Origin of the sequence: Bradyrhizobium sp. McL0615 (assembly GCF_049993905.1) — a bacterium.
Lineage (GTDB): Bacteria > Pseudomonadota > Alphaproteobacteria > Rhizobiales > Xanthobacteraceae > Bradyrhizobium.
The window spans coordinates 1,234,778-1,257,654 of the sequence record NZ_CP188254.1 but is presented as its reverse complement, the minus strand read 5'-3'; the positions used below and the strand labels follow the sequence as shown (position 1 = coordinate 1,257,654).

At 63.4% G+C, this 22,877-nt stretch carries 22 protein-coding genes and 1 pseudogene; 9 read left to right on the top strand and 14 right to left on the bottom strand.

All coding sequences use genetic code 11. From position 1 onward, the window contains the following. Positions 1–151: 151 nt before the first annotated feature. The 9 genes from ACPPVP_RS05885 to cysG form a co-directional block, all read right to left on the bottom strand. Positions 152–1,201, bottom strand: a complete 1,050-nt coding sequence (locus ACPPVP_RS05885; RefSeq protein ID WP_426532161.1) for a sulfate/molybdate ABC transporter ATP-binding protein — start codon at positions 1,199–1,201, stop codon at positions 152–154. Then, positions 1,191–2,177: a sulfate ABC transporter permease subunit CysW gene (cysW, locus tag ACPPVP_RS05880; protein ID WP_426532159.1), complete on the bottom strand. Its 987-nt coding sequence runs from the start codon at positions 2,175–2,177 to the stop codon at positions 1,191–1,193. The genes ACPPVP_RS05885 and cysW overlap by 11 nt, the downstream gene beginning before the upstream one ends. Positions 2,178–2,187: 10 nt before the next feature. Continuing rightward, entirely contained in the window at positions 2,188–2,973 is a 786-nt protein-coding gene (gene cysT / locus ACPPVP_RS05875) for a sulfate ABC transporter permease subunit CysT (RefSeq protein ID WP_426537691.1), read from the bottom strand. A 90-nt stretch (positions 2,974–3,063) separates the two neighbouring features. Continuing rightward, the gene (locus ACPPVP_RS05870) at positions 3,064–4,053 is read right to left on the bottom strand and encodes a sulfate ABC transporter substrate-binding protein (RefSeq protein WP_426532157.1); all 990 of its coding nucleotides are present in this window, start codon (positions 4,051–4,053) and stop codon (positions 3,064–3,066) included. A gap of 138 nt (positions 4,054–4,191) precedes the next feature. Beyond that, the gene (locus tag ACPPVP_RS05865; protein ID WP_426532155.1) at positions 4,192–4,923 is read right to left on the bottom strand and encodes a phosphoadenylyl-sulfate reductase; all 732 of its coding nucleotides are present in this window, start codon (positions 4,921–4,923) and stop codon (positions 4,192–4,194) included. Then, positions 4,920–5,435, bottom strand: a complete 516-nt coding sequence (locus tag ACPPVP_RS05860) for a DUF934 domain-containing protein (protein WP_426532153.1) — start codon at positions 5,433–5,435, stop codon at positions 4,920–4,922. The genes ACPPVP_RS05865 and ACPPVP_RS05860 overlap by 4 nt, the downstream gene beginning before the upstream one ends. Continuing rightward, on the bottom strand, positions 5,422–7,077 hold the full coding sequence (locus ACPPVP_RS05855; RefSeq protein WP_426532151.1) for a nitrite/sulfite reductase: 1,656 nt from the start codon (positions 7,075–7,077) through the stop codon (positions 5,422–5,424). Before ACPPVP_RS05855 ends, ACPPVP_RS05860 begins: the two co-directional genes overlap by 14 nt. 25 nt (positions 7,078–7,102) lie before the next feature. Then, positions 7,103–7,417, bottom strand: a complete 315-nt coding sequence (locus tag ACPPVP_RS05850; protein WP_426532149.1) for a DUF2849 domain-containing protein — start codon at positions 7,415–7,417, stop codon at positions 7,103–7,105. Continuing rightward, entirely contained in the window at positions 7,414–8,850 is a 1,437-nt protein-coding gene (cysG, locus tag ACPPVP_RS05845) for a siroheme synthase CysG (RefSeq protein ID WP_426532147.1), read from the bottom strand. Before cysG ends, ACPPVP_RS05850 begins: the two co-directional genes overlap by 4 nt. A gap of 255 nt (positions 8,851–9,105) precedes the next feature. Between cysG and cysD the strand changes: the two genes are divergently transcribed. Then, the gene (gene cysD, locus ACPPVP_RS05840) at positions 9,106–9,900 is read left to right on the top strand and encodes a sulfate adenylyltransferase subunit CysD (protein WP_426537689.1); all 795 of its coding nucleotides are present in this window, start codon (positions 9,106–9,108) and stop codon (positions 9,898–9,900) included. Positions 9,901–9,924: 24 nt separating this feature from the next. Next, entirely contained in the window at positions 9,925–11,862 is a 1,938-nt protein-coding gene (cysC, locus tag ACPPVP_RS05835; RefSeq protein ID WP_426532145.1) for an adenylyl-sulfate kinase, read from the top strand. Between the two features lie 164 nt (positions 11,863–12,026). On the opposite strand, the gene ACPPVP_RS05830 is transcribed toward cysC, so the two are convergent. After that, positions 12,027–12,515 carry a DUF417 family protein gene (locus tag ACPPVP_RS05830; RefSeq protein ID WP_426532143.1) on the bottom strand — a complete coding sequence of 163 codons (489 nt, stop codon included), beginning with the start codon at positions 12,513–12,515 and terminating at the stop codon, positions 12,027–12,029. A 137-nt stretch (positions 12,516–12,652) separates the two neighbouring features. Here ACPPVP_RS05830 and ACPPVP_RS05825 point away from each other — a divergent pair. The 3 genes and pseudogenes from ACPPVP_RS05825 to ACPPVP_RS05815 form a co-directional block, all read left to right on the top strand. Further along, positions 12,653–12,915: pseudogene (locus tag ACPPVP_RS05825) on the top strand (GMC oxidoreductase); the annotation flags it as partial. A gap of 222 nt (positions 12,916–13,137) precedes the next feature. After that, on the top strand, positions 13,138–15,300 hold the full coding sequence (locus tag ACPPVP_RS05820) for a malate synthase G (protein ID WP_426532141.1): 2,163 nt from the start codon (positions 13,138–13,140) through the stop codon (positions 15,298–15,300). A gap of 144 nt (positions 15,301–15,444) precedes the next feature. Continuing rightward, positions 15,445–15,645 carry a CsbD family protein gene (locus ACPPVP_RS05815; RefSeq protein ID WP_334390876.1) on the top strand — a complete coding sequence of 67 codons (201 nt, stop codon included), beginning with the start codon at positions 15,445–15,447 and terminating at the stop codon, positions 15,643–15,645. A gap of 71 nt (positions 15,646–15,716) precedes the next feature. Here the strand turns inward: ACPPVP_RS05815 and ACPPVP_RS05810 are convergent, their stop codons facing one another. Beyond that, positions 15,717–15,878: a Thivi_2564 family membrane protein gene (locus tag ACPPVP_RS05810; protein WP_426532139.1), complete on the bottom strand. Its 162-nt coding sequence runs from the start codon at positions 15,876–15,878 to the stop codon at positions 15,717–15,719. A 218-nt stretch (positions 15,879–16,096) separates the two neighbouring features. Here ACPPVP_RS05810 and ACPPVP_RS05805 point away from each other — a divergent pair, with 218 nt between their 5' ends. Continuing rightward, the gene (locus ACPPVP_RS05805) at positions 16,097–18,190 is read left to right on the top strand and encodes a methyl-accepting chemotaxis protein (protein WP_426532137.1); all 2,094 of its coding nucleotides are present in this window, start codon (positions 16,097–16,099) and stop codon (positions 18,188–18,190) included. 56 nt (positions 18,191–18,246) lie between these two features. On the opposite strand, the gene ACPPVP_RS05800 is transcribed toward ACPPVP_RS05805, so the two are convergent. Beyond that, complete coding sequence (locus ACPPVP_RS05800; protein ID WP_426532135.1) at positions 18,247–18,891, bottom strand: DUF2865 domain-containing protein; 645 nt, start codon at positions 18,889–18,891, stop codon at positions 18,247–18,249. Positions 18,892–18,923: 32 nt separating this feature from the next. Further along, the gene (locus ACPPVP_RS05795) at positions 18,924–19,691 is read right to left on the bottom strand and encodes a L,D-transpeptidase (protein WP_426532133.1); all 768 of its coding nucleotides are present in this window, start codon (positions 19,689–19,691) and stop codon (positions 18,924–18,926) included. A 304-nt stretch (positions 19,692–19,995) separates the two neighbouring features. Between ACPPVP_RS05795 and ACPPVP_RS05790 the strand changes: the two genes are divergently transcribed. The 3 genes from ACPPVP_RS05790 to ACPPVP_RS05780 all read left to right on the top strand — a co-directional run bounded on the left by ACPPVP_RS05790 (position 19,996) and on the right by ACPPVP_RS05780 (position 22,113). Beyond that, the gene (locus ACPPVP_RS05790; protein WP_426537687.1) at positions 19,996–21,099 is read left to right on the top strand and encodes an AI-2E family transporter; all 1,104 of its coding nucleotides are present in this window, start codon (positions 19,996–19,998) and stop codon (positions 21,097–21,099) included. A gap of 75 nt (positions 21,100–21,174) precedes the next feature. Further along, the gene (locus ACPPVP_RS05785; protein ID WP_426532131.1) at positions 21,175–21,543 is read left to right on the top strand and encodes a DUF883 family protein; all 369 of its coding nucleotides are present in this window, start codon (positions 21,175–21,177) and stop codon (positions 21,541–21,543) included. Between the two features lie 123 nt (positions 21,544–21,666). Next, the gene (locus ACPPVP_RS05780) at positions 21,667–22,113 is read left to right on the top strand and encodes a hypothetical protein (protein WP_426532129.1); all 447 of its coding nucleotides are present in this window, start codon (positions 21,667–21,669) and stop codon (positions 22,111–22,113) included. 257 nt (positions 22,114–22,370) lie between these two features. On the opposite strand, the gene ACPPVP_RS05775 is transcribed toward ACPPVP_RS05780, so the two are convergent. Further along, entirely contained in the window at positions 22,371–22,787 is a 417-nt protein-coding gene (locus ACPPVP_RS05775; RefSeq protein WP_426532127.1) for a hypothetical protein, read from the bottom strand. Positions 22,788–22,877: the final 90 nt, after the last annotated feature.

Genomic DNA, 22,877 nt, shown 5'->3' with positions numbered 1-22,877 from the left:
CGCTTGTGGCGCCATCCCGCCAAGAACGCTAATCTTGGGCGGCAAAGCGCTGTAGCCCGGATGAAGCGAAGCGCAATCCGGGAACAGTTCGTCCGCGTGGCAAGCAGCCCCGGATTACGCTGCGCTCCATCCGGGTTACGGGGCCATGGAATCAGTCGTGGGCGGCGAAGATCCGGTAGCGGCGGGGCTGCAGGCCGATGATCTCGCCGGCCTGGAGTTCCCGGTCCCGGGGAGCGTCGATCTCGATCACGGTCTTGCCCTCGCCGCCCGAGAGCGCGATCTCGGCCCGCTGGATCGGGCCGAACGAGCGGACATGGCGCACCGCGCCCTCCAGCGAGCCGGTTCCCGCCGGCCCGATCTGCATGTCGTGGCGGCGGACGAACAGTTTTGAGGCGCCGGAGGCCGCGCCATCGGCGGCAATGTTGAGCGGCTGGCCGCCGAGCCGCACCGACCCGCCGGTTACCTCCACCGGCAGCACGATGGATTCTCCGATGAAACCATGGACGAAGGCGGTGGCGGGATTGTCATAGACATCGCCGGGCGTGCCGATCTGCTCGATGTGGCCCTTGTCCATGACAACCACGCGGTTGGCGACTTCCAGCGCCTCTTCCTGGTCGTGGGTGACGAAGATCGAGGTGACGTGGATTTCGGAATGCAGCGAGCGCAGCCATTGCCGCAGCTCTTTCCTCACCTTGGCGTCGAGCGCGCCAAAGGGTTCGTCGAGCAGCAGGATGCGCGGCTCGATCGCGAGCGCACGCGCCAGCGCGATGCGCTGGCGCTGGCCGCCGGACAACTGGCTGGGATAGCGGTTGGCCAGCCAGTCGAGTTGCACCAGATCGAGCAATTCCTTGACGCGCGCGCGGATCGTGGCCTCGTCCTTGCGGATGGCGCGCGGCTGCACGCGCAGGCCAAAGGCGACGTTTTCGAACACCGTCATGTGGCGAAACAGCGCGTAGTGCTGGAACACGAATCCGACATGACGCTCGCTGGCGCCGTGTCCCAGCGCGTCCTCACCGTCGATCCGCACCTCGCCGGCGTCCGGCCAGTCGAGGCCTGCAATGATCCGCAGCAGCGTCGTCTTGCCCGAACCGGAGGGACCTAGCAGCGCCAGCAATTCGCCCTTGCCGACTTTCAGATCGACATTGTCGAGCGCTGCAAACGCACCGAACTTCTTGACGATGTTTTTGACTTCAATGGTCACTTGCGTCGTCCCTTGAAATGTCCTCTGGGGGTTGCCCTTCGTCCAGACGCCGTTCGAGAACGGTCTTTACGATCAGCGTAATCAAAGCCAGCATCGCCAGCAGCGAGGCAATCGCAAACGACGCCACGAATTGATACTCATTGTAGAGAATCTCGACCAGCAGCGGCATGGTGTTGGTCTCGCCGCGGATATGGCCCGACACCACAGACACCGCGCCGAACTCGCCCATGGCACGCGCGTTGCACAGCAGTACGCCATACAACAGGCCCCATTTGATATTGGGCAGAGTGACGCGGAAGAAGGTCTGCAACCCTGACGCGCCCAGCGAGATCGCTGCCTCTTCCTCCTGCGTGCCCTGCTCCTGCATCAGCGGAATGAGCGAACGGGCGACAAAGGGGAACGTCACGAAGATCGTCGCCAGCGCAATGCCGGGCACCGCGAACAGGATGTGGATGTCGTGCGCCTGCAGCCACGTGCCCCAATAGCCCTGCGCGCCGAACAGCAGCACGAAGACGAGGCCGGAAATGACCGGGCTGACCGAGAACGGCAGGTCGATCAGCGTGATCAGGAAGGTCTTGCCGCGGAATTCGAATTTCGCGATCGCCCAGGCCGCGATCACGCCGAACACCAAATTGAGCGTGACGGAGATTGCCGCCACCAGCAGCGTGAGCCTGATGGCCGAAAGCGCCTCCGGCTCCGTAAGCGCGGCAAGATAGGCGCTGATGCCCTTGGAAAAGGCCGAGGCGAATACCACCACCAGCGGCAGCACGACGAAAATCGTGAGAAAGGAAATCGCGAGCGCAACGATGATGAACCGGATCGGCCTGGGCTCGTTTAGCAGATTCCTGGAGGTAGCGATCCGGCGCGCACGGTCGCTTACCTCGTGTATGGCCGGCGGAGAAATGGCAAGGTCCGCGGTGGAGGCGTAGGCCCGGAGCGAAGCCGCCGGTGTCACAAAACTCGTTTCCGTAGACATCGACCGGCCCTCAATGCACGGGAATGCGGGCTTGCGCCCAGCGTTGCAGGCGATTGACGACAAGGATGATCAGGAACGAAGCCAGCAGCATGATGACGGCGATCGCGGTCGCGTCGGCATAACGAAATTCGGACAACCTGATTACGATCAGGAGCGGCGCGATCTCCGACACGTTCGGCAGATTGCCGGCGATGAAAATCACCGAACCGTATTCGCCGACCGCACGCGCGAACGCCAATGCGAACCCGGTCAGCAGCGCCGGTATCAGGCTCGGCAGGATCACCCGGAACACCGTGTGCCAGCGGTTGGCGCCGAGGCTCGCGGCCGCTTCCTCGATTTCGGGATCGAGATCGATCAGCACCGGTTGCACTGTCCGCACCACGAACGGAATACCGATGAAGACCATCGCAATGAAAATGCCGATCGGCGTGAATGCGACCTTGATGCCGAGCTCAGCCAATGGCGCGCCGAGCCAGCCCTTCTGCGCGAACAATTGCGTCAGCGCCACGCCCGCAACCGCGGTCGGCAGCGCAAAGGGAATGTCGACAATGGCGTCGAACAGCCGCCGGCCCGGAAACCGATACCGCACCAGCGCCCACACGATGATCGTGCCCATCACCAGATTGACGCAGGCCGCGGCAAAGGAGAGGCCGAACGAGAGCTTCAGTGCGTTCAGGGTGCGGCGGCTGGTGAGGATGTCCCAGAACTGTCCGGGCGAAAGTTCAAGCGTCTTGAGGAACAGGCCGGCTAGCGGGATGAGGATGATAACGGAGAGCCATGTCAGGGTCAGTCCCATCGTGAGACCGAACCCCGGCAAGCTGCTTCGCCGCGCGACCGCTGTGCTCACAAATCCCCCTGCTTCCACTACGGCTGGCCGTCAACCAGATCAATTCTTGTAAATCTGGTCGAAAATGCCGCCTTCGCCGAAGTGATCTTTCTGCGCCTTGGTCCAACCACCAAAAACGTCGTCGATCGTGAAAAGTTCGACCTTGGCGAAGGATTTTTCGTACTCCTTCGCAATCTCCGAATCGCGCGGACGGTAGGAATTGCGTGCGGCAATTTCCTGACCTTCCTTGGTATACCAATATTTCAGGTAAGCCTCGGCGACGGCGCGGGTGCCCTTTTTATCGGCAACCTTGTCGACGACCGCCACCGGTGGCTCGGCGAGAATCGACAGCGGCGGCGCCACGATCTCGAACTTGTCCTTGCCGAACTCGCGCTGCGCCAGGAACGCCTCGTTCTCCCACGCCAGCAGCACGTCGCCGACGCCGCGCTCGACGAACGTCACCGTCGAGCCGCGCGCGCCGGTGTCGAGCACCGGCACGTTCTTGAAGAGATCGCCGACGAACACCTTCGCCTTGTCGGGGGAGCCGAATTTCTTTTGCGCAAAGCCCCATGCCGCCAGATAATTCCAGCGCGCACCACCCGAGGTTTTCGGGTTCGGCGTAATCACCTGCACGCCGGGCTGGATCAGATCGTCCCAATCCTTGATGGCCTTGGGATTGCCCTTGCGCACCAGGAACACGATCGTTGACGTGTAGGGCGACGCATTGAGCGATAACTTCTTCTGCCAGTCGGTCGCAACGAGCCCCTTGGCGGCGATCGCGTCGATGTCATAGGCCAGCGCCAGCGTAACGACATCCGCTTGCAGGCCGTCGATCACCGCGCGCGCCTGCGAGCCGGAGCCGCCATGCGATTGCTTGATCTCGACGCTCTTGCCGGTTTCTTTCTGATAGGCCGCGACGAACGCCTTGTTGAAATCGGCGTAGAGTTCGCGGGTCGGATCGTAGGACACGTTGAGCAGGGTGTAATCGGCAGCGAGGGCCGAACTCGCCCAGAGCAGTCCAGCAACCAGCGGCAGAATGCGACGGATCATCGGTGATCTCCATTCGGCTTGACGAAGTATATCATCAACCGTGAACGCATAAGTCGCGGCGAAAGGCCGCTTAGTCAACGAAACCGCATTTCATTGTTTGCGGTTCCGCAGCCTCAATGTCCTATGAAATCCGGCGGCTTAAGAAGTTTTCATCGTATGGATGCCGCATTCGGTCTTGGACCTGCCGCGCCAGCGGCCGGCACGCGCGTTCTCGTCCGGCGCGGTCCGGCTCGAACACGGCATGCATCCGACCGACAGGTATCCGGAGGTGACCAGCGGGTGCGGCGGCAGCTTGGCGAGCTTGTAGATCGCCTCGATCTCTTCGCGCGACACGTTGGCGAACGGATTGAATTTCAGCTTGTCGCCGTCGTCCTCAACAACGGCAATCTCGGCGCGCGCGCCACCCTGAAACCGCTTGCGTCCGTTGATCCAGGCCGCGAACGGCTTGAGCGCCCGCGCCAGCGGTTCCACCTTGCGGATACGGCAGCAGGCGTCGGGATCGGAAAACCACAATTCGCGATCGGGATCCTGGCGTGAGAGCGCCTCTTCCGGCGGCTTGATCGAGCGAACGTCGCGAAGGCCGAGGGCAGCGATCAACGTGTCGCGATAGGCCAGCGTCTCCTCGAACAGCCATCCGGTATCGAGGAAGATCACGGGAATGGCGGGGTCGACGTCGGCCATCACCTTGAGCAGCGCCGCCGATTCCGTGCCGAACGACGACACCAGCGCCAGCCGTTCGCGGCCGACGGTCTTGAGCGCGGTTTCAATGACACGCGCCGGCGAGGCGTCACGCAAGGTATCGTCGAGCGTCTGCACCGGATGCAGGATCGTGGCATCCGCGGCAAGGCTATGCGGTGCGATCGTGCTCACTGGCCGGCGCTCTCCGAATGACGCAACTGCATCCGCCGATTGAGCGCGGTGACGCGGCCATCGCCGGTCGGCTGATAGAACACCGAATAGCGCTTGGTGGTGGCCGCAAACGCCGCCGCGTCGCTGTCCTTCTTCACTTCAAAAGCGTCGAAGCCGGCGCGCAGCATGAACACGAACTGATCGCGCAGCACCTGGCCGGTGGCGCGCAGTTCGCCTTCGAACCCGTATCGCTCGCGCAGCAGCCGCGCCTGGCTATAGGCGCGGCCGTCGCGGAATGACGGAAACACCAGTGCGACGGCGGCCAGCCGGTCGAGATACGGCACCAGATCGTCGATGTCGCGATTGTTCGGCCAGATCACGCCAAGCTTGCCGGCGCGCGCCAGCAGGGCTTGCGGATCTTCCAAAAACCGCGCCGCCGGAACCAGGATCGCACCATCGCCCGGCAATTCGGCACCGTCGGGCACATGGACGAACAGGTCCGCTGCAATTTTTCCGTCCTTAACGAGTGGCATAGACCCGCTCCCTGAATGGTTCGACGCCGAGCCGCTTCACCGTATCGACGAACAATTCGTCAGGGCGCACGCGCAAGGCAAGATAGGCTTCAACGATGTCCTCGATCACGTCGGCAACGTCGACATAAGGCACTGCCGGGCCGATCAAGGTGCCCATCTGGGCGCTCTCGTCGGCACGGCCGCCGATGGTGATCTGGTAGAATTCCTCGCCGTTCTTTTCGACGCCGAGAATGCCGATGTGGCCGACATGGTGGTGCCCGCAGGCATTGATGCAGCCGGAAATGTTGATGTGCAGGCGGCCGATCATGTTCGCCGTCTCGTGGTTGGCGAAGCGGCGCGTCAATTCCTGCGCGATCGGGATCGAGCGTGCATTGGCGAGCGAGCAATAATCCAGCCCCGGACAGGCAATGATGTCGGAGACCAGATTGATGTTCGGCGTCGCCAGCCCGATCTTGTCGAGCGCCTTCCACAGCGCGGGCAGATCGCGCTTGGCGACGTGCGGCAGCACCAGGTTCTGCTCATGGCCCACACGAATCTCGCCGAAGGAATACTTGTCGGCGAGATCGGCGACCGCGTCCATCTGGTCGGCGGTGGCATCGCCCGGAGGCCCGCCCACCGGCTTCAGCGACAGCGTCACGATCGAATAGCCCTGTACCTTGTGCGTGAACACCGAGTTGCGGCGCCAGGCCTCGAAATGCGGATCATGCGCCGCCTTCTTCAGCTCTTCCGGCATGTGCGGCAGCTTGTCGTAGGCCGGATAGGAGAAGCGCGAACGGATTTCCTCGATCACGGAATCCTCCAGCGTCAGCGCGCTGTCGCGAATATGCTGCCACTCCTCCTCGACTTCGGCCGCGAACTTCTCGATGCCGAGCTCGTGCACCAGTATCTTGATGCGGGCCTTGTAGATGTTGTCGCGGCGGCCGTACTGGTTGTAGACGCGCAGGATCGCCTCGACATAGCTGAGGATATCGCGGCGCGACACGAACGGCTTGATGGTCTTGGCGATGAAAGGCGTGCGGCCAAGCCCGCCGCCGACCAGCACCTCGAACCCGGTCTCGCCTTCCGCATTCCGGTACAGCCGCAGGCCGATGTCGTGGATCTTGATCGCGGCGCGGTCGTGATCGGAAGCCGTGATCGCGATCTTGAACTTGCGCGGCAGGAACGAGAATTCCGGATGCAGCGTGGTGTGCTGGCGCAGGATTTCCGACCAGATGCGGGGATCCTCGACCTCGCCCGGCGCGACGCCGGCCCACTGGTCCGAGGTGACGTTGCGCATGTTGTTGCCGGAGGTCTGCATGGCGTGAATGCCGACTTCGGCAAGATCGGCCAGCGCATCGGGCAGATCGGAGAGCTTGATCCAGTTGTACTGGATGTTCTGCCGGGTGGTGAAATGGCCGTAGCCGCGGTCATAGCGGCGCGCGACATGGGCCAGCGCGCGCAGCTGCTTCGACGACAGCGTGCCATAGGGAATCGCGACGCGGAACATGTAGGCGTGCAGTTGCAGATAGACGCCGTTCTGCAGCCGCAGCATCTTGAATTCGTCCTCGGTGAGTTCGCCGGAGAGGCGGCGCTTCACCTGATCGCGGAATTCGGACACGCGTTCGTTGATCAGCGTGCGATCGAGTTCGTCATATGCGTACATGATGGATCAGCCTTGATATTTCGTTTTAGGCCGGAAGCAGGTCGATGGTGAGACCCTTCGACCGAATGCGTTCGCGCAGATTGCCGGGTTTGATCTCGCCGCTGTCCTTCAGCTCGACCGGTGCGATATAGGCGCCGACCGCGCCGACGTCGTCGGCTACGCTTTCGGCCAGCAATGCGCGCGCTTCTTCCGAAGTGCTCACGATTGCGGCGTCCGACAAGCTCGCCGACCAGCCCTGCTGCGCGGTGCGATAGATCACGACGCCATCCGAGGTGCGATTGGCGGTCACCATCGACGGTCCGGTGATTTTGATTTTCTTCTGTTCGAGCGGAGAGGTCATTCGGCGGCATCCAGCAGTTTGGAGGTGACTTGATTGAGGTCGGACTGACGCCACGGCGCGGAATGCGCGACGACGTCGCCGATGATGAGGACGGCGGGACCGCCATCGATTTTTTCGACCAGCGCGGGAAGATTCTCGAGCGTGCCGACCACGGCCTGCGCATCCGGTCGCGTCACCCTTGCAAATATTCCGACCGGCGTTTGCGGCAACCGGCCCGCGGCCAGGAGGCCCGCACGCACCGATGGCGCCGCCGTCATGCCCATATAGACCACGATGGTCATTTTCTTGTCCGTCAGCACCGACCAGTCGACCGTCTCGGCGTCCTTGGCCTTGTGCGCAGTCAGGAAGGTGATACGTAGCGCCTCGTGGCGATAAGTCAGCGGCGCCTCGAACTGCGCGGCGGCGCCGAGCCCTGCGGTGATGCCGGGCACCACCGAATAGGCGACGCCGGCTTCGCGCAACGCTTCGATCTCCTCGCCGCCGCGGCCGAAGATGAAGGGATCGCCACCTTTCAGCCGCACCGCGCGCTGTCCGGATTTCGCTGCCTCGATCAGCAGCTTATGGATCGCATCCTGGCCGATGCCGGGCTTGCCGACGCGGCGGCCGACCGGAATGCGCGCGGCGTCGCGACGGACGCGATCGAGAATTTCAGGCGATACCAGTTCGTCGTAGAAAACGACGTCGGCATCCTGCAGCGCGCGTAGCGCCTTGATGGTGAGCAGATCCGGATCGCCGGGCCCGGCGCCGACCAGCGTCACCCTGCCCTCGGCCTTGCCGTCCTTGCTCGCACCGGCGAAGGCCGCGGGATCGGCGATTTCGTTCAGCGCTTTTTCGGCCTCGTCCTTGCGGCCGGCGAGCACCAGCGCGCCGATCGGCCCATCGATCACGCGCTCCCAGAAGCGGCGGCGCAGCGGAAATTCGGGAATGCGCGCATGCATCGATTTGCGAAAGCCGCCGATGAAGGCGGCGAGATCGCCGATGCGTGCCGGCAGCACCGCTTCGATGCGCTCGCGCACGCGGCGCGCCACCACCGGCGAGGTGCCACCGGTGCCGACGGCGACAACGACGTCGCCGCGATCAACGATCGCGGGAAAGATGAAAGTGGAATGCGCGAGATCGTCCATCACATTGACGGGCAGCCCAACCGCCTTTGCGCGCACCGACATCGCAACGCCGATATCGCCAGCGCCGGCGCAGAGGATTGCGATCACGCCCGACAGATCGGCAGTGAGTGGATCGCCCGAGGCCGGCTCGATCCGCGCGGCGTCCGTAGGGTCGAGACCAGCCAGATCATAATCACCGTCGGTCGCAAACCATTGGACCCGTGCGCCCGCTGAAACCAGCAGCCGCAATTTCGCGCGCACGAGTTCGCCCGCTCCAATGAGCAGCACCTTGCCGCTTTGCAGATCCAGGAACACAGGCAGATAGCGCATCCGATACTCGCTTTCCCCAACTTGGGGCTTGACTGAAATTATTTTCTATTTATGTCTCGATCAAGGGCTACAAAGAGAAAATTATTTCTTCTCTATTGCAGCGCAACTTTAGAATTTTTCCACTCCCAAGTCCAAGGCCCAGAGATGCATCTTCTCGACAATGAATCCAATGGTCACAGGTCGCGGCCCGCAGGCCTGCGAGAAGCATCATCCGTGCCGAAAATTCTCGTCGGCCAGGCGTTGCCGCCCCCCTCGATGGACCATCTCGACGAACTCGAGGCGCAGAGCATCTACATCCTGCGGGAAGCCTTTGCGCGGCTGAAAAAGCTCGCGCTGCTCTGGTCGCTGGGCAAGGATTCCAACGTGATGATCTGGCTGGCGCGCAAGGCCTTCTTCGGCCGCGTGCCCTTCCCGGCGCTGCATGTCGACACCGGCAAGAAATTTCCGGAAATGTATGCGTTCCGCGAGCGCTTCGGAAAAGAGTGGGATCTCGATCTCAAGGTCGAGCCCTGCCCGCCGATCGACGCCGTCGATCCGACCCTGCCGCCGGCTGCGCGCTCCGCCGCACGCAAGACCGAGGGGCTCAAATGGGCGCTGACCAAATATGGTTTCGACGGGTTGATCGCCGGCATTCGCCGCGATGAGGAAGCCACCCGCGCCAAGGAGCGCGTGTTCTCGCCGCGCGGGCTCGAGGGCGGCTGGGATGTGCGCGATCAGCCCCCGGAATTCTGGGACCAGTTCAATGCCTCGCCTCCAACAGGCGCGCATCTGCGCGTTCATCCGATCCTGCATTGGACCGAGGCCGACATCTGGGCCTACACCAAGCGCGAAAACATTCCGATCATCCCGCTCTATCTGTCGAAGGACGGCAAGCGCTATCGCTCGCTGGGCGACCAGGACATCACCAATCCGGTGGCGTCGACCGCCTCCAGCATCGATGAAATCCTGACTGAACTCGACGGCACCAAGGTGCCGGAGCGCGCCGGTCGCGCGCTGGATCACGAGACCGAAGACGCTTTCGAGCGGCTGCGTGTCGCTGGCTATCTCTAACGGGCATTTGCTGTGAGCGTCGCTATGAACATGATCCTTCCCGCCAGCGTTTCGGCCATGCCGAACGGCACCACGTCGATGCCAAACGGCACGACGCGACCGCAAGTTCGCATCGTCATCGTCGGCCATGTCGATCACGGCAAATCCACCCTCGTCGGCCGCCTGCTGCACGAGACCGGCAGCCTGCCCGAAGGCAAGCTGGAAATGCTGAAGGAAGTCAGCGCACGGCGCGGCATGCCGTTCGAATGGTCGTTCCTGCTCGATGCGCTGCAGACCGAGCGCGACCAGGGCATCACCATCGACACCACGCAAATCCGCTTCCGCACCCGCTCGCGCGACGTCGTGCTGATCGACGCGCCCGGCCACGCCGAATTCCTCCGCAACATGATCACGGGTGCTTCGCAGGCCGACGGCGCGGTGCTGATCATCGACGCGCTGGAAGGCGTGCGCGACCAGACCCGGCGGCACGGCTATCTGCTGCATCTGCTCGGCATCAAGCAGGTCGCGATCGTCGTCAACAAAATGGACCGCGTCGATTTCAGCGCCGACCGCTTCAAGGAAATCAGCGCCGAGATTTCGGCACATCTGATCGGCCTCGGCGTAACGCCATCGGCCGTGATCCCGATTTCCGCCCGCGACGGCGACGGCGTTGCCGAGCATACGCCGCGGATCGGCTGGTACCGGGGACCGACCGTGGTCGAGGCGCTGGACGCGCTCGAACCGGCGCGGCCGCTGGAGCAGCTCGCGCTGCGCCTACCGGTACAGGCGATCTACAAATTCGACGACCGTCGCATCGTGGCGGGGCGCATCGAGTCCGGGCATCTGAGCGCCGGAGATGAAATCGTCATCATGCCGGCCGGCAAGATCGCAAAAATCAAAACCGTCGAGAGCTGGCCGGTGACGCCGCTCACGGGCAGCCACGGCGCCGGCCGTTCGGTCGGCATCACGCTCGACCGAGAATTGTTCATCGAACGCGGCGATGTCATCGCGCATTCCGGTGCCACCCCGCGCGACACGCGGCGAATTCGCGCCCGGATATTCTGGCTGCACGACAAGCCGCTGTCGAAGGGCGATCAGATCCTGATCCGCCTCGGCACGCGGGAATCGCGCGCCAGCGTGGTCGCCATCGAGAAGGCCGTCGATCCCGGCGAGCTCTCCAACGAGGAAACCAAGGCGATCGCGCGCAATCATGTCGGCGAAATCGATATTTCGCTGGCGCAGCCGATCGCGGCCGACCCCTACCAGGAAAATCCGCGCACCGGGCGGCTGGTGATCGAGGTCAATGGCCGCATCGCCGGCGGCGGCCTCGTGCTATCGGTCGACGCCGGACAGCGCGCCGTCCCGATCGACATCGTGCCGGTCGAATCCGCACTTCGCCCCGAGGAGCGCTCGGCGCGTTACCGCCACAACGGCGCGGTGATCTGGCTGACCGGCCTGCCGGGCTCCGGAAAATCGACACTGGCGCGTGCGCTGGAGCGCCGGCTGTTTTCGCGCGGCGGCTCGCCGATCCTGCTGGACGGCGACACCTTGCGCGCCGGCCTCAATGGCGACCTCGGTTTCTCCGCCCAGGACCGCACCGAAAACATCCGCCGCCTCGCCGAAGTCGCGACCCATCTGGCGCGCAACGGCCACATCGCCGTTGTCGCCGCGGTGTCACCCTCGGCAGATGACCGCGCCGCCGCCAGGCGCATCGCCGACACGTCGTTCCGCGAGATCTATGTCGCGACACCGGCCGAGGTCTGCGAGAGCCGTGACCCCAAGGGCCATTACAAGAAAGCCCGCGCCGGCGCGCTGGCGTCGTTCACCGGCATCGGCAACGACTACGAGGCGCCGCAGGCCGCCGAACTCGTGATCGACACCTCGACGCGGACGGTTGCCGAGGCGGCCGACGAGATCGAACAGATGCTGAAGACGACCGGCGTGCTGTTCGACGAAGTTTTGGACCTGGCGGCAAATATCTGAGGCCACCGCCTGTCCAATGTCGTCCTGGCCGGGACAATGTCGATAGTCCCGTCATTCTGAGGTGCGAACCATAAGGGTGCCGGGACGACCGGCAACAGGCTGGCACCCACGCTCCGCTATGCAGACTGTGCAAAAAAAGCAGCACGGCGGCAGTCGGGCTTCCTTCAGGTAGGGCCTCGTCGTGCACGAGAGCCAGGCAAGGAGGCCAGCAACAGCACGACGCAGACGCCGAGCAAGACGATATCCTTGAAAATGAATTCGCCGGTCAAATTCCAGGCGATCGGATCGGTCGACAAGCTCCATTTGACCACGCCCGGCGTCGTGAAGAAGAACGACCAGGTGACGGCAAATGTGATGACGCCCATCAGTGAGCCGACAGCGGACAGCAGCGGACTGAATGCGCCTGCCGCGAGAAGCGCTGCAATGCAGAGCTCGGCCACACCAAGAACGTAAGCCTCCCCGCGAAGGCCGAAGACGGACAACCAGGAAATCAAGGGACTGTTGCTGATGAATTGAACAATTCCCTGTGCCGACTGCAACGTAAATTTCTGGATGCCGAACGAGACGAAAATGATGACCATGACCCAGCGCAAAATTGCCAGCAGGCGATAAGATCCCTCGCCTTGCTCGGCGATGTTGAAAGCTACTTTCATGCGATGTCCCTGGTTCGAGATGAACGGCGTGTGTTGACACACGAATGCCTTTACGGGCGGCCGGTGGGGACCGTTACGCGACCTCAGATATCTCGTGTTCACAAACACGTGCTGCCGCGTGCGGCATAGCGCGAAGCGTTCCGGGCAATATCCACGGTGCGCAACTCGAACACTTCGTCCGCAACGCGGTGGTGCCGTTCTGGCATCACACCTGCACTGCCAAGATGGGGCGCGATGCCATGTCCGTCGTCGACGGCTCGCTTCAAGTCTACGGAATTCAAGGGCAGCGAATTGCTGATGGATCCGTCCTGCCCGGGTGCCGACCGGAAACACCATGGCCCCCTGCGTCATCATCGGCGAACGCGCCGCATCGACACTTTGGGAAAGGCACCGGTTGTGACTGCAGGTCACGCATCCCGGTAAGTATCTTTGCTCGCCGGTCTGGGGTGCCGGCGATGACAGCGGGCTTGGGGATGGCCTCAAATTGATAGACCTCGAGGGTCTTCTCACGGCCCCGATTTTGGGGCTAATAGGCCCTGAAAGCCGTCCTTTGCGGGCGCAGTTTGCTGCTGTCGGTCAAAAGCAGCCAAAAAACAGCTATTTTCCAACAAGAAAGACCATCATGAAACGCGTCGACGCCCACGGACTGAAGATCGCCCCTGTCCTGTTCGATTTCATCGCCAAGGAGGCGGCCCCCAAAACCGGGATTTCGCCCGATGCATTCTGGGCCGGCGTCGCCGCCATCATCAAGAAGCTGGGACCGAAAAACCGTGAGCTGCTCGCCTTCCGCGATGCGCTGCAGGCCAAGATCGACGGCTGGCATCGCGCCAACAAGGGCAAGTCGTTTGACATGAACGCCTATACGGCCTTCCTCAAGGAGATCGGCTATCTCCTGCCGGAGCCGGCGACGCAGAAGGTCGAGACTGCAAATGTCGATGAGGAAATCGGCAAGATCTGCGGGCCGCAGCTCGTCGTTCCCCTGACCAATGCCCGTTACGCGCTGAATGCGGCGAACGCGCGCTGGGGCTCACTCTATGATGCTTTCTACGGCACCGACGCGATCCCGCACGATCCGAGCGAGAGCGGAAAGGGCTACAACAAGGCGCGCGGCGACAAGGTGATCGCCAAGGCAAAAGCCTTCCTCGATGCCGCCGTGCCGCTCGCGACCGGCAGCCACACCGATGTGACGTCCTACAGCGTCATCGCCGGCCAGCTCGCCGTGAAGCTCAAGAGCGGCAACGCCACCGCGCTGAAGACGGCGTCGCAGTTCTCAGGTTTCCAGGGCGACGCTTCCGCGCCGACCGCGATTTTGCTGGTCAACAATGGCATGCATGTCGAGGTCAAGATCGACCGCAGTCACGTCATCGGCAAGGACGACCCGGCCGGCGTTGCCGACATGATCATGGAATCGGCGGTCTCGACCATTCTGGACATGGAAGACTCGGTCGCAGCCGTCGATGCCGAAGACAAGGTGCTGGTGTATCGCAACACGCTCGGCCTGATGGACGGCACGCTCTCGGCCGATTTCGAAAAGGGCGGCAAGACGCTCAAGCGTTCGCTCAGCCCCGACCGCGTCTACAAGACGCCCGACGGCAAAGAGCTGACGCTGCATGGCCGCAGCCTGCTGCTGATGCGTAATGTCGGCCATCACATGTTCACCGACGCCGTGCTCGACGAGAAGGGCGAGGAGATTCCGGAAGGCCTGCTCGATGCTGCCGTCGCCGGCCTGCTCGCGATCCACGACCTCAAGGGGAATTCCAAGACCAAGAACAGCCGCACCGGCTCGGTCTATATCGTCAAGCCGAAGATGCACGGTCCCGACGAAGTAGCGCTGACCTGCGAATTGTTCGGCGAGGTGGAAAAGCTGCTCGGCCTGCCCGAGAACACCATGAAGGTCGGCATCATGGATGAGGAGCGCCGCACCACGGTCAACCTCAAGGCCTGCATCCAGAATGCGTCGAAGCGCATCTGCTTCATCAACACCGGCTTCCTCGACCGCACCGGCGACGAGATCCATACCTCGATGGAAGCGGGCCCGATGATCCGCAAGAACGACATGAAGGCACAGCCCTGGATCAAGTCCTATGAAGACTGGAACGTCGACATGGGCCTGATCGACGGCCTGCCCGGCCATGCCCAGATCGGCAAGGGCATGTGGGCGGCGCCCGACAAGATGGCCGACATGCTGACCCAGAAGATCGGCCACCCGCAGGCCGGCGCGACCACGGCATGGGTGCCCTCGCCGACCGCGGCCACGCTGCACGCGCTGCATTATCACCAGGTCAACGTGCAAGCCCGCCAGCAGGAACTCGCCAAGGGCGGCCAGCGCGCAAAACTCTCCGACATCCTCACCATTCCGGTGTCGCAATCGAATTGGGCGCCTGACGACGTGAAGCAGGAGATCGACAACAACTGCCAGGGTATTCTGGGCTATGTCGTGCGCTGGATCGACCAGGGCGTCGGCTGCTCCAAGGTTCCGGACATCCACGACGTCGGCCTGATGGAAGACCGCGCGACCTTGCGCATCTCCAGCCAGCATCTGGCGAACTGGCTGGCGCATGGCGTCGTCAGCAATGACCAGGTGATGGAGTCGCTGAAGCGCATGGCAATCGTGGTCGACAAGCAGAACGCCGGCGACCCGCTCTACAAGCCGATGGCGCCTTCGTTCGACGGCGTTGCGTTCCAGGCCGCCTGCGACCTCGTCTTCAAGGGCCGCGAACAGCCGAACGGCTACACCGAGTACATCCTCACCGCGCGCCGCCGTGAGGCGAAGGCGGCGGGATAACCCATAGCGTTTTCAAGCGAAGTGGATACCGGTTCGCGCTGGAAAACGCGTCAACGAGAATGACGTCACGATGCCGCATCGGTTGCTAGGAACGCCTGTGCTCTCCGCCCGTTGTTGAACATCCCAACATGGATGGAGACAGCGATGGATTGGAACAGGGTCGAAGGTAACTGGAAGCAGTTCAAGGGTTCCGCCAAGGAGAAATGGGGCAAGCTCACCGATGACGATCTCAACGTCATCGAGGGCCGCCGCGAGCAACTCGAAGGCAAGCTGCAGCAGCGCTACGGCTTTGCCAAGGACCAGATCCGCAAGGACGTCGATGACTGGTTCGGAACCTTGAAGTGAGGTCACGCTTCCCGGACATCAAAAGCCCCGGCGTTGGCCGGGGCTTTTTTGTTTTGGTTGGATCTGGAACCCTAGAACACCGCCAGATATTTCAGCAGCGAAATGATGCCGATGATGATGACGACCACGCGGGCGATCTGCTTGGCGCGACCGTCCAGCGGCAGCATGTTGATCAGATAGAGCACCAGGATGATGACGAGAAAGGTAATCAGGATACCGATGAGTACCGACACGGAGGCCCCCTTTGTTTTGCGACGCTTGATTGACCCCGTCGCACGAGATTTAGAACCGCGGGGGTCCCTCAAGGTTCCCAAAAACGGAACCGAAAGAAGAAATTTTTAGAATTTGTAAGCAAAATCAGACAGTTAATCCTCCGTATTACTACCGTCAGACATCCTTTCCAAGTCTTTACCGTTTTCCTTCCCAATGCGCGCAGATCTGGGGGAGCATCATGTTGAATCGTCTGACCGTTTCCGCGCTGCTGAAGACCGTCATCCTCATTACTTCTTTCAGTGTGGTGGTCGGATTTTCGCTCAATGCCTGGGACGCCTGGGGCCACTTGCAGGCGGCGAGCCGCATGGCGCAAATCGCCGATGCGTCCGCCAACATGTTCAAGGCGATGCACAACCTGCGCACCGACCGCTCGACGACCAACCGGCTGCTGAATGGCGACGCGCCGATGGACGCCGACATCGAGAAATATCTGCGCAACATCCGCGACACCGAAATGCCGGCGATGAACAGCGCGCTCGGCCTCCTCGGCAGCATCGAATTCGCCCAGCAGGCGACGCTGGTGCCGGAGTTCGATCGGGTATTGAAGACATTGACCGGGCTACAGAAGGAGTTCTGGGAAGCGATGGGCAAACCGAAGGCGGATCGTCGACCCACGATCGCCAAGGAATACATGGAGACGACCGCCGCGATGCTCGCGACGCTCGACAAGCTGTCGGGCGCAGTGGCCGCCGCCGTCAACCACCAGGATCCGACGATCGACCAGCTGCTGGCGATCAAGCAGATCGCCTGGCTGTTGCGCAACACCGGCGGCGAAGCCTCGCTGATCGTTTCGAACGCACTTGGCGTGAACAAGGTCGCGCCGGAGACCAGGGTCGCCTTTACGAAATACAATGGCGGCGCCGAGGCCGCATGGAATGCCCTGGAACTGACGGCGTCCGGAATGCAATTGCCGCCGGCCGTCTCCAGCGCCATGGCTGCAACCAAGACGGCCTACTTCGAACCGCAATATCTCGCCCTGCGGGAGCGGCTGTTGACGCAGGTGGCGTCCGGCGAGAAGCCGGAAATGACGGCCAACCAGTGGACTCCAGTCACGGTCGGCCGCCTCGGTGCTGCCGTGGCCGTGGCCGAAGGCGCGCTCGACGCCGCCAAGGATCACGCTGCCCACCTGCGCGCCACAGCCCAGCGCTCGCTGGCGACGCAACTTGCGCTGCTCGTCGGCGCGCTGGCGCTCGCCTTCGGCGCCCAAATGATCGTAGGCCGCCGCGTCATCAAGCCGCTGCACAACATGCGTGACGCCATGTTGAAGGTCGCGGCCGGCGACCTCCACGTCGACACCGGCTACGCCGCGCGCCAGGACGAAATCGGCGCGCTGGCAGGCGCGCTGGAGACCTTCAAGCAGCAGGCTGCCGACAAGGTTCGGATCGAGGCGCAGGAGCGCGAACGCAACGCCGGCGCCACGGCGCGGCAGCAGGCGATCGAGAACCACGTCGGCGAGTTCGAGAGCATGGTGCGCCAGACGCTCAACCAGCTCGGCGACGCTTCCGGCCAGATGCGGACCACCTCGTCCGGTCTGTCGACGATCTCGCGCCAGACCAACGAACGCGTCCAGGTCGCCGAGAAGGCTTCCGGCGAGGCCTCGATGAGCGTCGAGACGGTCGCGGCGGCTTCCGAGGAGCTCAGCGCCTCGATCAACGACATCAGCCAGCAGGCCGCGCACGCCGCAGGGATCGCCAGCCGCGCGGTCGGCCAGGCCCGTGACACCGACGGCACCGTCCAGGGCCTCGCCCAGTCGGCGGGCCGGATCGGCGAAGTCGTCGGCCTGATCAACACCATCGCCGCGCAGACCAACCTGTTGGCGCTCAACGCCACCATCGAGGCCGCGCGCGCCGGCGAGGCCGGCCGCGGTTTTGCGGTGGTCGCCTCCGAAGTCAAATCGCTGGCCAGCCAGACCGCGAAGGCGACCGAGGAAATCTCCGAGCAGATCGCCGACATTCAGAAGGTTGCCGGCGAAGCTATCGACGCCATCAAGAACATCGGCGGCATCATCGGCGAGGTCAACGAGGTCGCGACCGCGATTGCCGCCGCCGTGCAGCAACAGGGCGCCGCCACCCAGGAGATCACGCGCTCGACGCAGTTCGCCGCGCAGGGCACCAAGAACGTGTCCGAAAATATCAACGGCGTGAAGGCCGACGCGGATGCGGCAGCAGCCGCCGCCGAGGATGTCAAGCAGGCTTCCCAGACGCTGGAGACGCAGAGCCAGCAACTGGGCGATCAGGTCACGCAATTCCTCGGCAAGATCCGCGCGGCGTAAACTGTCCGTCATGCCCGGGCAAGCCCGGCCATGACGAACGCGCAGCATTCAAATCATCACTCGCTCGCCACGACAGGCACGCGGTCATATTTGGCGCGGACCTTGTCGGAGGCGGGCGAAAAATTCAGTTCGGCGCCCCGCCTATCGGCGCTGCGGCCGGCGACCAGAAGGCCGTTCTCGCCGGCGACGATGTCGCCCTTGCGCAGCGTCGGATCCTTTTCGATCTTCACCGGCGCAAGTCCGACTTGATCCTTGCCGTTGCAGGTGCAGCCGCTGACGAGTTCGTTGCGAAACCGAAACGCGTTCGGCAGATCCGAATAGGGCTTGCCGTTGTCGGCGGTGGCGTTGTCGATGTTGCTGCCGGAAAACACCTTGGTTTCGCTCGCCGGGCAGAAACTATTGCAGCTGGCAGCACGGCTTGCATTGTCCGATCCGGTGACCGGGAAATAGCGCCCGTCGCAGGTCCGCACACAAAACGCCTGGCCACCGCCGCCACTGTAGCGCACGCGCCCCTCGCCCCGCGGGGCGTAAACCTGGCCGTCGTCATTGCTGAACGGCATCGAGATGTAGGGCTGCTGTCGCGGGCGGGCGGCGCCGCCGAACAGTTGCGAGAAAAAATCCTGGGCCTGCGCGGCCGGTGCCAGTACGCACGCGCCTAGCAGCGCAGCCGCCGCCCATGCTGCCGGTTTTCCTGATCGCATCAACCCTCTCCTCTGCAACACGACGCGTCTATTCAGTTGAGCTGCGGCGCTGTCAGGTTCATCGCCTGGCGGCCCTGGGGCACCGCCGCGAGCGGGCGCAGACGTGTGCCGGCCGAACGAGCGACGCCGGTCCTGCCATCCCCGCCGCGCGCCATCACCGGCGCGTTCTTCGGCAACACCACGACCTTGCTGCCGACATCGACCCGGCTGAACAGATCGGCGACGTCCTCATTGGTCAGGCGGATGCAGCCCGACGAGACGAATTTACCGATCGTCGAGGGATCGTTGGTGCCGTGAATGCGGTACTGGCTGGTGCCGAGATACATCGCCCGCGCGCCGAGCGGATTGCCGGGACCCCCGGCCATGAAGCGCGGCAGATAGGGCTGGCGCGCGATCATCTCGGCCGGTGGATGCCAGTCCGGCCATTCCGCCTTGCGGCTGACGGTCTGCACGCCAGCCCAGGTAAAGCCGTCGCGGCCGACGCCGACGCCGTAGCGGATGGCACGGCCCTGGCCGAGCACGTAGTAGAGCGTGGTGTTGCCGGTATCGATGATGATGGTTCCGGGCGCCTCGGTCGTATTGAAAGCGACGACGGCGCGGCGAAGCCGCTCGGGCGTCGCGCTCTCGTCGGAGGCGATCACCTCATCGGCCGGATACCCGTTCGGCGGGGCCGAGACGTAACCGAGCGTCTGTGCGTTCGCAGCGCTGGAGATCATTGCCGGCGTCAGCAAGACCGCACCGACGAGGACGAGCGCGCTTGCCACGCGCGACGAAGGCCGGCGATCTGAGAACTGTGTCATGGGACTGCCCCGTTGGATGTGCGCATCGCTGGATGCTCTGCTCCAACAAACGCGGCCACCGGCCGGCGGTTCCGGGGCAGCGCTGCGGCGTTTTAAAGCGAGCCGGTCGTCCAGATTCCCGGCGTTGGAACCCACGTACCCCCACGACGTTATGGTGCGAGTCCGGTCCGCGACGTCGCTGTTGCTGTTTCATGGCCGCTTCGGGCAGGGGAAAACCATTGTGAGCGTTATTCCGACCAAGCCTTCGCCAGCCAAATTGTCGACTGCCAAGCCTCCGGCTGCCAAATCTCCGCCAACAAAACCCCTGCCCGGCGAACGCCGGCTTCCCAGCGCCCACGAAGGCACCCCGGTCCCGGACAGCAAAGGCGAATTGCCGCCGGTCATCCGCCGCACCGAAGTGGTGGCGATCGCCCTCGTCGGCCTGCTCATCATCTGCATCATCGCCGGTCTCTATCTGGCCAAGGCGTTTTTCCTGCCGATGGCGATGGCCTTCATCGTCGGTACCATGCTGTCGCCGGCCGCCAGTTTTATGGAGCGCTGCCGGATTCCGCGCGCGCTCGCCGCCGTGCTGATCGTGGCCGCCGCCGGCGCCGGGGCCACTTTCATGGTCGGCCTGATCGCCTCGCCCGCGATGGAATGGAGCAGCAAGCTTCCGGAACTGGGGGCGCTGCTGAAAGAGAAAATGCATGTGTTCGACCGGCCGCTCGCGCTCTGGCAGCAGCTGCAAAGCATGCTCGGCGGCCCCGACACACTCTCGACATTGCATATGCCGAAGTTCGACTGGGTGCAGCCGACGCTGGAATTCCTGTCGCCGACCTTTGCCGAATTCCTGCTGTTCGTTGCCACGCTGATCCTGTTCATCGCGACCTGGCGCGACCTGCGCCGGGCCTTGATCATGAACTTCGGCGAGCGAACGGCACGGCTGCGGACACTGCGCATGCTCAACGAGATCGAAGAGCATCTCGGCAACTACCTCTTGATGGTGACCATGATCAACGTCGGCGTCGGCGTCGTCACCGGCCTGATCTGCGCGGTCACGGGCATGCCCAATCCGGCTGGCCTCGGCGCGCTGGCGGCGATCCTGAATTTCATCCCGATCATCGGCCCGGTGGCGATGTTCGCCGTCCTGGCCGTGGTCGGCCAGGTCTCGTTCCCGAGCATTGGCGCCGGATTGCTCGCACCGACGCTGTTTGCCGCCATGACCTTCCTGGAAGGCCACTTCCTCACCCCGATGATCGTCGGCCGCCGGCTGGCCCTGAACCCGCTCGCGGTGTTCATCGCGCTCGCCTTCTGGACCTGGCTGTGGGGCCCGATGGGCGCGTTCCTGTCGTCGCCGCTCCTGATCGTCGCGCTGATCGTGAAGGAGCATCTGATGCCCTCCGATGCGCCGCAACTTCCGGAAGGTTAGCCGACTGCGCATCGGGAACTTCCCCTTCAACCGGGCGTTTGTTCCCCAGATGAATTCGATACCCGGGAGCTTTCGATGTCGATGACCAACGGCGAAGCCGCAGCGAAAATGACGGACAAAGCAACCTATGACCGCCTCGAAAAGGATGTAACCGCCGTGAAAAATGATATTGCAGCCCTGACCGATCAGATCACCGACGCCCTCAACAGTTTTGCCGGCACCGCCTCCAAGCAGGCGCGGCGCGGATACAAGCAGGCCCGCGCCAATGCGGAGCAGGCGGTCGACGATATGTCGGAGCGTGGCGGCGCCATGATGGATGCCGCGCAGGACGCCGCGTCCTCGATCGGGGAGACACTGGAAGACGCCATCACGGAGCGGCCACTGGCAACCGTGGGCATCGCGCTCGGCATCGGCTTTCTGATCGGTTTGACCTGGCGCAGATAGTTTTGGCGCCGATCGGCTTCGACGGCGCGTGGCGGCGGCGCACCCGCCGCCGCGCCGTTGGGTGTCGCGGCTTGTTTTGTTGACGTCGTTTTCAGATCGAGACTTTCGGATCGAGGCTTGGACATGTTTCAGCGACTGATCGATGATTTCAAGGACTCGACCGGCACCGCGCTGCGGCTGACGTCGCTGGCGGCAGCGGCAGCGATGGCGTTGCTGGTCACGACGGCCTTTCTCTGCGCGGCGGCTTTCGTGTTCGTGCTGAATAAATACGGTCCCGTGGAGGCCTGCCTCACCGGGGCCGCCATCTTCTTTGTCGTCACCTTGATCGCGGCGGGCAGCTACATGCTACGCAAGAAGCAGATCGAGGCGCGCGCCGAACAGGCGGCGAGGATGGCAAAATCCACCGCGCAGACCGTGCTGGCCGATCCGATGCTGGTTGCGGCCGGCATCCAGGTAATCCGCGCCATCGGGGTCAAGAAGCTGATCCCGATCCTCGCGGTCGGCGGACTGGCGCTGGGATTTCTTGCCAGCCGTGCCAACACGAGCAGCGGGGATGCGCCGGCGGAGTAGGAAGTTACACCCCGCGAAGGCGCGGTATCGAGTATGCCGGGCGAGCGCAGCGAAGCAATCCATAGCGCGGCTGAGGCGTGGATTGCTTCGCTGCGCTCGCAATGACGTTTGGAGAGCAGTGCACCCACTATCACCGTGATGGTGCGTAGGGTGGGCAAAGCGAAAGCGTGCCCACCATCTGTCGTCGAGCTTGTCTTGAAATGGTGGGCACGCTGCGCTTTGCCCACCCTACGGATCTGTCCGCCGTCACGCCGCGATCAGGTCACGCAGCGGCCGGGCTGAAGCAGTTTTGCGACTTCGGTCAACACGCTGACCGGGGGCTCGCAGGCCACCGTCATCTTCGAGGCGCCTGGCCTGGCCGGCGTCGCAGGACGGTTCCGTACCTCCTCGGTGACGACGGGCACTTGGACCACAGGCGCTTGAATGACGGGAACACGCACCACCACGGAGGTATCGTCGAGGCCAACGGTCCGGAACGTAATCGTCTCGGTCCGGCTTGGCGCGGCCTTGAACGCCGCGCGGTCGGCCTTGGCGGCACGGTTGATCTCCCCCGCTGGCTCGCCCGAAGCGAGTTGCCGACGGCCGGTGAGGTCATGACCTGAGGCGAGCTGGACGGCGCCAAAGGTCGCGGAGACGGCGAGAGTGGCTAAAATTGCTTTGAAAATCTGTGACATGCTGGTTGTCCCTCGCCCCATGGCGATCACAGACACAACCCGCGCCGAGCCCAAGGGGGTCCGGCGCATCTCGATCACTTAACCGTGTTC